Origin of the sequence: Amycolatopsis sp. cmx-11-51 (assembly GCF_047608665.1) — a bacterium.
Lineage (GTDB): Bacteria > Actinomycetota > Actinomycetes > Mycobacteriales > Pseudonocardiaceae > Amycolatopsis.
Genome location: NZ_JADNQO010000012.1, coordinates 1 through 10,165, shown reverse-complemented (window position 1 = coordinate 10,165; position 10,165 = coordinate 1). Strand labels below are relative to the sequence as shown.

At 66.2% G+C, this 10,165-nt stretch carries 9 protein-coding genes; 7 read left to right on the top strand and 2 right to left on the bottom strand.

The window, feature by feature from the left end:
• Positions 1 to 10 precede the first annotated feature (10 nt).
• The 7 genes from ACM6LU_RS30265 to ACM6LU_RS30235 are packed head-to-tail and all read left to right on the top strand — an operon-like array spanning position 11 to position 8,442.
• Positions 11 to 946, top strand: a complete 936-nt coding sequence (locus ACM6LU_RS30265) for a kinase (protein ID WP_414941210.1) — start codon at positions 11 to 13, stop codon at positions 944 to 946.
• Complete coding sequence (locus ACM6LU_RS30260) at positions 946 to 2,004, top strand: cysteine synthase family protein (protein WP_414941209.1); 1,059 nt, start codon at positions 946 to 948, stop codon at positions 2,002 to 2,004. Before ACM6LU_RS30265 ends, ACM6LU_RS30260 begins: the two co-directional genes overlap by 1 nt.
• Complete coding sequence (locus ACM6LU_RS30255; protein ID WP_414941208.1) at positions 2,001 to 3,242, top strand: ATP-grasp domain-containing protein; 1,242 nt, start codon at positions 2,001 to 2,003, stop codon at positions 3,240 to 3,242. The genes ACM6LU_RS30260 and ACM6LU_RS30255 overlap by 4 nt, the downstream gene beginning before the upstream one ends.
• Complete coding sequence (argH, locus tag ACM6LU_RS30250) at positions 3,239 to 4,738, top strand: argininosuccinate lyase (protein WP_414941207.1); 1,500 nt, start codon at positions 3,239 to 3,241, stop codon at positions 4,736 to 4,738. Before ACM6LU_RS30255 ends, argH begins: the two co-directional genes overlap by 4 nt.
• Positions 4,735 to 6,330 carry an amino acid adenylation domain-containing protein gene (locus ACM6LU_RS30245; protein WP_414941206.1) on the top strand — a complete coding sequence of 532 codons (1,596 nt, stop codon included), beginning with the start codon at positions 4,735 to 4,737 and terminating at the stop codon, positions 6,328 to 6,330. The genes argH and ACM6LU_RS30245 overlap by 4 nt, the downstream gene beginning before the upstream one ends.
• A gap of 2 nt (positions 6,331 to 6,332) precedes the next feature.
• Positions 6,333 to 7,445 carry an SIS domain-containing protein gene (locus ACM6LU_RS30240; RefSeq protein WP_414941205.1) on the top strand — a complete coding sequence of 371 codons (1,113 nt, stop codon included), beginning with the start codon at positions 6,333 to 6,335 and terminating at the stop codon, positions 7,443 to 7,445.
• The gene (locus ACM6LU_RS30235; RefSeq protein ID WP_414941204.1) at positions 7,426 to 8,442 is read left to right on the top strand and encodes a beta-ketoacyl-ACP synthase III; all 1,017 of its coding nucleotides are present in this window, start codon (positions 7,426 to 7,428) and stop codon (positions 8,440 to 8,442) included. The genes ACM6LU_RS30240 and ACM6LU_RS30235 overlap by 20 nt, the downstream gene beginning before the upstream one ends.
• Positions 8,443 to 8,762: 320 nt before the next feature.
• Here ACM6LU_RS30235 and ACM6LU_RS30230 read toward each other — a convergent pair whose 3' ends face one another.
• A complete protein-coding gene (locus ACM6LU_RS30230; protein WP_414941203.1) occupies positions 8,763 to 9,485 on the bottom strand; it encodes a DUF2786 domain-containing protein in 723 nt (240 codons plus the stop codon).
• 139 nt (positions 9,486 to 9,624) lie between these two features.
• The coding region (locus ACM6LU_RS30225; RefSeq protein ID WP_414941202.1) for a hypothetical protein at positions 9,625 to 10,165 on the bottom strand (541 nt) is incomplete at its 5' end.

Sequence of the window (10,165 nt, the reverse complement as noted above, 5' to 3'; positions counted from 1 at the left end):
GGTGGACTTGATGATCACGCGATCCGATGTGGACAGTACGGCTGGTGTGGGAACGGACGGCCGGACCGGACAGGTAGCGGTACGGGCTCACCACGGTGAGTTTCTGCAAGGGGTCTTCCCGGACGGCAGACGGCTGGTGCGCGGTCTGATCTCCGTGCCCTGCGACCTCCACTCGGTGACCGCGACCTTCACCCCCGCCGAATCCGAGGAGCTGACCGTGGAGCCGCACTGGAAGAACAAGGCACATGCGGCCGCCGAACTCGCACTGCGGGAACTCGGCATGCCTTGTGCGGGCGGGCACTTGGAAATCATTGGCGGCGCGCCGTTGCGTCGTGGGTTCGGATCGTCCACTAGCGATGTACTCGGGGCCATTCTCGCGGTGTACGACGCTTTCGCCGAGACACCCGCCGACGATGTCGCGGCCGCTCTCGCGATACGTGCCGAGCAGGCTTCGGACTCGATCATGTTCGAGCGGCACACAGTGCTGTTCGCACACCTCGAGGGGGTCGTGATCGAGGACTTCCACGCCGACTTCGTCCCGCTGGAGATCCTCGGCTTCGGCACCAGTGAGCACGGACTCGGCGTCGACACCATCGCGCTTTCGCCGGCCAGGTACAGCTCATGGGAGATCGAGCAGTTCCGCGTGCTGCGGGCGCTGGTCCGCCGTGCGATCGCCGACGGCGACGCGCGGCTACTCGGCAGCGTGGCCACGGCCAGTGCCCGGATCAACCAGCGGCATCTGCCGGTGCCCCAGTTCGATCAGCTCGCCGGGATCGCGTCGCGGTCCGGCGGCATCGGTTTGCAGGTCGCGCACAGCGGCGACATCGCCGGGCTCCTGTTCGACCGCGAAGACCCAGACATGGAGGGGAAGATGGACTACGGTGCGGTTTTGTTGCGCAAGGCCGGGTTCGCTCAACAGTGGCGTTTCCAGGTGGGGGGCCGGTGATGCTGAGCCAGTCCGTACGTGAGCGCTCACACGCTTACAGCTCGATCATCGAAGCGACCGAGCTACCGCGGCTAGTCCGGTTACGCGCCAACCTTTATGCCGCGGTGTTCGGGGTGATGAAGCTGCTGCCGGCCCGGTTCATGATCGACCGGGCGGAGGACCGCGGCCTACTGACACCGGACACCACGGTGATCGAGACCTCGTCGGGCACCTTTGGGCTCGGCCTCGCGATGGTATGCGGGATGCGTGGGTATCGCGTTGTCATCGTGGGGGACCCGGCCATCGACGCGAACCTGCAGCGCCGCATGCGTGGTCTGGGTGCCGAAGTCGAGATCGTCGACACACCGAGCGCCGCCGGCGGTTACCAGGGCGCGCGACTGGAACGGGTGGCCCAGCTCAAGGACCGCTACGCCGACCACTACGTGCCAGGGCAGTACGACAACGTGGACAACCCTGCGGCCTACGCGGGAGTTGCCGAGTTGATCAGTGACTGCCTCGGCCCGATCGACTGCCTGGTCGGCCCGGTGGGTTCGGGCGGGTCAACCGGCGGACTCGCGTCCTTCCTGCGCCTCGGTACACCGGAAATGTCCTTGGTCGGCGTGGACACGCACGGAAGCGTCATCTTCGGGATGCCGGACCGGCCGCGTCTGGTGCGCGGCCTTGGCAACAGTCTTGTCCCGCCGAATGTCCGGCACGCGGCGTACGACGAAGTGCATTGGGTCGGCGCCGAGGAGACCTTCCGCGCCACCCATGACCTGCACAGCACGCATTGCCTGTTCATGGGGCCGACGAGCGGTGCCGCGTACCTCGTCGCCGACCGGTGGGCGGTCGAGAACCCCGACGCGACAACCGTTGTCGTGTTCCCCGACGAGGGCAACCGATACCAGGAGACCGTCTACTCCGAAGACTGGTTGCGTGACAACGGAGTGTGGCCGCTCACACCACAGGCCGGCCCGACGCACGTTGAGCACCCTGGCGACGTCGCGCCCACTTGGTCGTGGATGAGCTGGGCCCGCCGCGAACTCACCGACGTGCTGCCAGCGGCGGCCGCACGATGAGCGAAGTCGTGCTGCTACTGGAAAGCAACACCACCGGGACCGGCAGGGACTTCGCCAGGCGGGCCGCGGAACTCGGTGCCCGCCCGCTCGTGGTCACCCACGACCCCGGGCGGTACCCGTACCTCGCGGCGGACAAGGTCGAGCACATTGTCGCCGATACCGCGAATCCGGCCGAGGTCGAGACGATCGCACGCAACCTCGACGCTGTCGCGAGAATCGCCGCGGTTACCACCAGCTCCGAGTACTACGTGCCGTCAGCCGCCGCAATCGCCAAGCTCATCGGCAGGCCCGGTCCGGACCCGCAGGCCGTCACCGCCTGCCGGGACAAGGGAACGCAGCGCGCCGTGCTTCGGTCCGCCGGTGTGCAGGTGCCCGACTTTGAGCTGGTGCGGACTGTAGCCGACGCCGGGGAAGCGGCTCGACGGGTCGGCTTTCCCGTTGTGGTCAAGCCGGTTCAGGGATCGGGAAGCCTCGGAGTGCGTCAGTGTCCCGACGAAGAATCCGTCACGAAGCATGCCTCGCGTCTGCTGGCCAAGACGACCAATGAACGGGGACTCGCCGTGCCACCGGAGATCCTCGTGGAAAGTGAGGTGCCTGGCCTCGAGTACTCCGTCGAGACGTTCGACGGAGAGGTCATCTCAGTGGTACGCAAGCATCTTGGGTCACGGCCACAGTTCGTCGAGCTGGGACACGATGTTCCCGCTCGGATTACCGAGTCCGAAGTAGACATTCTCAACCGCGTCGCACTGGACGCGCTGCGGGCACTCGGACTCGGCTGGGGCGCCGCGCATACCGAGATCCGGTTGGCCGACGGTCAAGCCTGGCTGATCGAGGTGAATCCACGGCTGGCAGGTGGTCGAATCCCCGATCTGGTCCGGTTGTCGACCGGCGTCGATCTGGTACGCGCCCAGGTGGCGGCGGCTCTGGGGCTTGCCGAACGGCCCAGAGCCGCCGCACACACAGGTGCCTCGATCAGGTTTCTCACGGCCGCGACCGCGAGTGTGGTCACGGCGACCGAGTCCGCCCTGGCCGCCGTAAAAGCAGTTCCCGGCGTCGTTGATGCCGTGGTCTACCGCGCCACTGGCGACCTGATCGGCCCAGCCGCTGACTTCCGTGACCGCTGCGGTCACGTCACCGCGGTGGCAGGCCCGCACGGTACCGCCGCGGCCGCGGCCGAGCAGGGACTCGCCCGGATGGCGGCGGTACTCGGCCCGGCGGGAAACGGCGGAACACGATGACCGGTACGACAACGTCCACTGCGGACACCGGACGGTTGGTCACCCCGTTGTCGGAGACTGCACAGCGGATCCTGTTCAATTCCGGGGCACCGGACGGACCGGACCCGCTCGTCACCGAGATGCGCGACTTGACCGAAGTGGACCGGGCCCACCTAGTCATGCTGACCGGCAGGGAAATCATCGAACCGAGCCAGGCCCGATCGCTGCTCACCGCGATCGAGTCGTTGCGGCGCACGGACTACGCGAGTCTCCGCGAGCGTCCGGCACCCCGCGGCAGGTACCTCAGCTACGAGTCCTACCTGATCGATACGCTCGGCGCGGACGTCGGTGGAGTGCTTCATACGGGCCGTTCCCGCAATGACCTCAACGCCACCACGACCCGGCTGCGGGCCCGTCCGCTCTACACGGCACTGATCGACGAAGTACAGCATCTCGCCGCGGAACTCCGCACCCGCGCGCTGAAGTACCGCCGGACGACGATGCCCGCGTACACCCATCGGCAGCCCGCCGTCCCCATCACCTACGGCCACTACCTCATGGGAGTCGGCAACTCGGTCGCCCGCAGCCTGGCCGGCCTGTTCCTCGCAGGCGAGGAAATGGACGTGAATCCGCTGGGCGCGGGTGCGGTCGGTGGCACGTCGGTGGCGATCAACCAGCAGCGCACCACGCGTCTGCTCGGCTTCGCCCGTACGGCCACGAACTCGCTCGACGCGGTGGCATCCCGGGATTTCGTGCTGCGCCTGCTTTCCGAGGCCGCGATGCTAGGCGTACTGCTCGCCAGGGTGGCACAGGACATCTCACTCTGGTCGACCGAGGAGTTCGGACTCGTCCGAGTACCCGACGACCTCGTCGGGTCCAGTTCGATGATGCCGCAGAAGCGCAACCCGTTCGTACTCGAGCACGTTCAGGGCAAGGCGACCGCGGCCATGGGCGCGTTCGTCGCGGCGGGGTCTTCGATGCACACCAGCGGCTACACGAACGCGATCGCCGTGGGAACCGAGGCGGTCAACCACCTATGGCCGGCACTGCGGACCACCACCGAGGCGGTGGTGTTGCTACGTCTGGTGATAGCCGGCACCGAGCCCGCCGCCGATCGGATGGCACAGCGCGCGGAGCAGGGCTATACCTCCGCGACTCAGCTGGCTGAACACCTTGTCGCCGGTGGCATGCCGTTCCGCACGGCGCACCACGAGGTCGGCCGACTGGTGCTGCGTGGTCTGGAGACGGGCGAACCGCTCGACGTCGTGGCACGCGACGTCGCGGGGTCCGCGTCGATCCGACAGGGGCAACTTGACCCGGCCGCGGTGGCAGAAGTGTCTGACTTCGGCGGTGGTCCTGGACAAAGTTCCTTCGACAACGCCTTGTCGACGCTCGAGAGTGACCTCGCCGGCACCGCCGAGCGGTTCGCCGAACGACAGCGGCGATGGGCCGCTGCCTCGGCGGAACTCGACCATGAAGTCCAACGCCTGCTCTGCGACAGTCCGGAGCGGCGATGAACGGCGGGGGAATGCTCGTGCCGGACATGGTCACCGCGGTCGTGGCTCGGCAGCCGGACGCGGTCGCCGTGGAAGCCGCAGGCATGAACCTGACGTACCGCCAACTGGACGACGCGGCGACCGCGCTGGCGGCTGTGCTCAGAGCGCGTGGTGTGGGCCCCGAGACGTGCGTCGCGGTTTGCTTCGAACGGTCGCCCGCGCTGGTGGTCGCGATGCTGGCGGTGTTGAAGGCGGGTGGTTTCTACGTCGCGCTGGATCCGGAGTATCCGGCAACCAGGCTGGACTTGATGACCGATCAAGCGAGAGCCGTGGTAGTCGTCGGTGACCGACCCAGCGCCAGCCGGTTGCCCGACACCCTGGGCATTCCGATCGTGGTGGTGGATGACAACGGCAGGGCCGACATCCCTTCCGTCGAGCGCGGCACGGCGTCAGAAGTGCGGCCTGGCCACACCGCCTATGTCGTGTACACATCGGGTTCGACCGGTACACCGAAAGCCGTTGTGGTGCCCCATTCGGCGCTGCGTTGGTTCGTCACGAACATGGCGTATGCCGACCCGGGGCCGCGAGATGTGATCGCACTCGCTTCGAGTCCTTCGTTCGACGCGTTGGCCTTCGAATGTTGGACGGCGCTATGTCATGGTGCGCGGCTTCGTGTCGTGCCCAGATCCGTGCTGCTGTCTCCGCAAAGTCTCACCACGGTGTTACGCGGTGTCACGATGATGTACGTGACCGCGGCGTTGTTGCAGCAACTCGCGATGGAAGCTCCCGAGTTTGCCGCGGGCCTGCGGGTCTTGTTCTTCGGCGGGCAGCGCGCGGACTTCCGGGCCGTCTCGCTGGTGCGGAAGGAATCAGCACCGGCGCGGCTGATCCAGGTGTATGGGCCGACCGAGACGACTATCTGGTCGTCCCACCAGACCGTGGACTTCACGATTCCCGCGGACTGGATCCCGCTCGGCACGCCGATCGCTGGTTCGACCGAGTATCTTCTCGACGAGTGGCTGCGTCCGGTCGCCGCCGGTGGTCGCGGCGAGATCTACCTCGGCGGAGACGGCGTCGCCCGCGGCTATCTCGACCGGCCCGATCTGACCGCGGAGCGGTTCCTGCCCGATCCGTTCCGGCCGGACCGCGCGGGCGCCTTGATGTACCGCACGGGAGATCTCGCCCGCCTGCGGGACGACGGGGCGATGGAGTTCCTCGGCCGCGCGGACGGGCAGGTCAAGATCCGAGGGTTTCGGATCGAACTCGGTGAGATCGAACTTGCGCTCGCCACCCATCCGGCAGTCGCCACGGTCGTGGTCACCGCCGCCGAAACGGCGGGCGGAACGCAGCTGATCGCGCACTACGTACCGGTGAGCGGCGTGCGACCACCGGACGCCCAACGGTTGAGGCAGTACCTCGCCGATCGGCTGCCACTCTACTCGGTGCCCGGATTCTTTCAGTCATGGACGCGAATTCCCCTGGCGCCTAACGGGAAGATCGATCGGGGCGCACTCGCGCCCGCGCTGACCCCGGACGGCCGGATAGACCGGCGCGCTCTCGGCGCGCGCCGGAGGTCTCCTGATAACGAAACACTGATCCAACAAAGGAATTGATCATGCAATCACGACTGGATCGGTACGAGCGATTTATCGAAAAGGAGTACTTGCCGGGACTGCTCAAACCCGATGAGTACTCGATGGCGGGGCTGACCGAGGGGTTGCGCGAGCGGCTGGCGGCCAACCGGTTCAAACGGATCGCGTTCACCGGGATGGGGTGCTCCGCGATCGTGTCCGACATCGTCCGCGGCTACTTCATCGAGCTGCGCCTGCCCGTCGAGGTGCACGTCCTCAACGACTACGACTTCCGTTTCCTGGCACCGGCTTCGGCGCTGGACGACGAGACGCTCTACGTCGTCAGCTCGTACAGCGGGCACTCCACCGAGCCGATCATCGCGTTCGAGGCGCTGCGGGGACGGCCGGACCAGATCATGCTGCTCACCTCCGGTGGCAAGCTGGCCGAGCTCGGCGCGGCAGCCGGCGTCTCCACCCTGTACTGGCGACTGTCCGAACCAGACAGGGAATATCCGCTCTTCCACGTGTCGCAGTACTTCGCAATCCTGATGGACGTGTTCTACCGACTCGGCGTGCTCGACAGCGACCACCGCGATGAACTGGCCAGGCTGGCAGGGATACTGGGTGACGATCTCGAAGCAGGCGGGCATGAGCTGGTCGAGTCGATCGCCGCCGCCGCGACGGACGCCAATATCATCATGATCAGCTCGCCGAAGTGGCACGAGAGCTTGTTGAAACTGTGCAAGATGCACCTCAACGAGATGGCGATGGTCCCGGCGACGAGGAACTTCTTCCATGAGTTCTGCCATAGCGAGGTGGCCACACTGTCCGATCCGGACCGCAGGCACTGCGTGATCTGGCTGTCCGACGAGGACGACGACGAGTACACCATCCGCAAGGGCGAGAACCTGCGGCGGCTGCTTTCGGCCGATGTCCCGCAGAACCGGAATGTGTCGATGGTGCGGATCCACCTCGGTCAGGAAGGGTTCCTCCACAAATACTTCGCGGCACTGAACATTGTGCAGCGGGTTGCTTTGTCGCTGGGACGTCACCACCTCACGAAGTCGCGTGACCTGATCTCCGAGTCGGCAGGGAACGCCTGGTACCACAGCACGACCATCGCCGCGGAAGGACGCCATGCGAACAGTGCACGATAACGATGCGGCCGTGCTCTGCGGCCTCGGTACCTGGCTGCCGCCGCGGGTAGTGACCAACGACGAGATCGCGCAGCGGCTGGACACGTCCGACGAGTGGATTCGCACCAGGACTGGGATCCGTGAACGCCGCGTCGCGACTGAGGGGATCGCCACGGTAAAGATGGCCGTTGAAGCGGGTAAGCGGGCGCTGAGGTCTTCCGGAGAGAACACGATCGACGCACTCGTGCTGGCGACCATGACGCCTGACCAGCTGTGTCCCCCCAGTGCGCCCCAGGTGGCCTCCGCATTGGGCTTCAACGGGATTCCCGCGTTCGACGTCAACGGCGCGTGTAGCGGATTCCTCTATGGCCTCGCGACCGGCAGCGGTCTCATTTCCACTGGAACAGCGCGGCGCGTTCTGGTTGTGGGCTCGGACACCATCACTACATTGATCAATCCGGACGACCGGGCCACGATGCCGATCTTCGGCGACGGGGCGGGCGCGGTCGTCCTACGTGCGGGCAGGCCCGACGAGGCAGGGGCACTGGGTCCGATCGACCTGCACAGTGACGGAGACGGGGCGAACTTGCTGGTCGTGCCCGCGGGCGGGGCAAGGCAGAAAGTGGACCGCACACCGGCGACGCCGGCCGACTACTTCGTCGCCATGCAAGGAACCGAGATCTTCTACCTCGCGTACTCCCGGATGACCGAATCCGCCAGGGATGTGCTTGACCGGGTCGGCCTTACCGTTAGCGACATCGACGTCTTCGTCGGCCACCAGGCGAACAGCAGAATCCTGCACACGACGGCGAAACAGCTGGGCCTGGCGGCGGAAAAGGTGATGATGAACATCGACAAGGTCGGCAATACCATCGCGGCCTCCATCCCGCTCGCGCTGGCCGACGCCGCGCGTGACGGCATGATGAAGCCTGGTGACGTGGTGCTCATCAGCGCGTTTGGTGCGGGGGTGACTTGGGGTTCGACTGTGTTGCGGTGGCCGGATGTGCCGCCCGGCTGACCCGAACCGTGGCTGTCGGCCGTCCTCGCCAGAGAGCAGTGGCCCGAATGTGGTGCACGACGAGAATTGCGAGGTGGCTCGATGTCTGGCCACCGGGGCAGCAGCGCGACGGCCACGACGCGTCCTGCCGCTGCGCTCAGGGCATCTGGACCGGACTGATCTCCAGGATGGCCGAATGTGTCGAGTTCGGCTCGATGCAAGAAGAGCCTGGACTACCTTCACCTTTCACGAAGGGCGGCACAGCCACAGCTCCATGAACTCCCATGCTGGGCGGGAACACTCCAGGCACAAGGCCAGGAGAAGCCCGCCACCCTGCTGTTTTAGCTGTTGCGGCGACGGCCGACTCGGGTCGCGCCAAGGTCTGCGCGCTCGCCGGCGGAGTGCCCGTCGAGGTAGCCGCTGCCGGACAGGCGCCGCGGTGGTGCTGAGCGCAGGTTGCCGTACTGCTCGTCGTATGCCTGTTTGACCATCGCTGTCCGGTCCTGGAGTACCAGTACGGCGGAGGGGTTGCCCGCTGTCGTGGTGTGGGTGTGGGCGGCGGCGTGTTCGCTGTTGCGGAGCCGTTCGTAGACGGCGCCGGAGAAACCGTGCAGCCAGGTGCGCCGGTACGCGGCCACTGATTCCCCGGCGAACACGCGGTCCTCCGGGCGGACCCTGGTCAGCTGAGTGGTTGCCTGCAACAGCAGGCTCGTGTACAGCAACTCGACGCGCTCCAGATCGGACCGGAAACCGAACACCGTCACCGCCGTGACCGACTGGCCGAGCCGGTACAGCAACGCCCGGCACCGCAACGGATGCGCGATGTTCGTGAGCAGCTCAGCCTTGTCTCGGCTGTACGGGTTGTCGAGCGGGATCGTGACCTGGGTGATCTCGTCGGTGGTCGCGCCGGATGCGGCCAGCAGCGCCTGGTCGATGCCGTAGCGGGCGATCAGTTCGGCGGCCTTGGTGTTGTAGGACTCGGCTTCGGCCTCGGTGACCGCCGGGTCCTCGGCCTTGGCGAGGAGTTTCCGGACGCGTGCGAGCAGCGTGTCGTGATCGGGCATGGCAATCTCCACATTGGTGGTTGGGGATGGTGACGAGAGGACGGTGCGTGCTGCGTGTACGCGCATCGGGTTGCGCCAGTCCGGGGTGTGGCTGCTCTTCCGTGCAGCGAACAGCCACGCCCCGACACTGGCCCGCGCGTCAGTTCAGGGGGTGCTCGTCGTGCTCGATCAGGAGCAGACGCGGGGCTCCTCGCAGCACGAACAGATGAATAGCGCTCCAGCAGACGAGCACCACGCCACCGAACAGGGCGACGATCGACACCATGGGCTTGCCGAACAGGTGATCACCGGAGAGAACGGAGTCGAGACCGCTCCCGAGTCCCGCACTGCTGAAGATCAGCAGCAACAGGTGCAGGTCCACTACTTCGTCGATTCTCTCCGCTTTGATGTCGTGTCTCGATAGGACGTCGCACTGGCGGTGACCAGCCGTAAGTGTGTTGCGCTCCTGCCTGTCTCGAATGTAGGTGCGAGACATGTTGTTGATTTTCTTCTTGTTCGGCGGGTGGGAGTTCTGGGGTGTCCAGCGGTGGCCGATCGTTTTGGACGGCATGTCTGTTCTTGTCGGCGACGATCTGGCGTTTGGGGTTGCGTTCGGGCTGCGGTCGGCGGCGGTGGTGAACGGGTGGTTGCGTGAGTTGTCGTCGAGCGGTTGCCCGGTACCGTCCTCGTGGGGGTCGTAC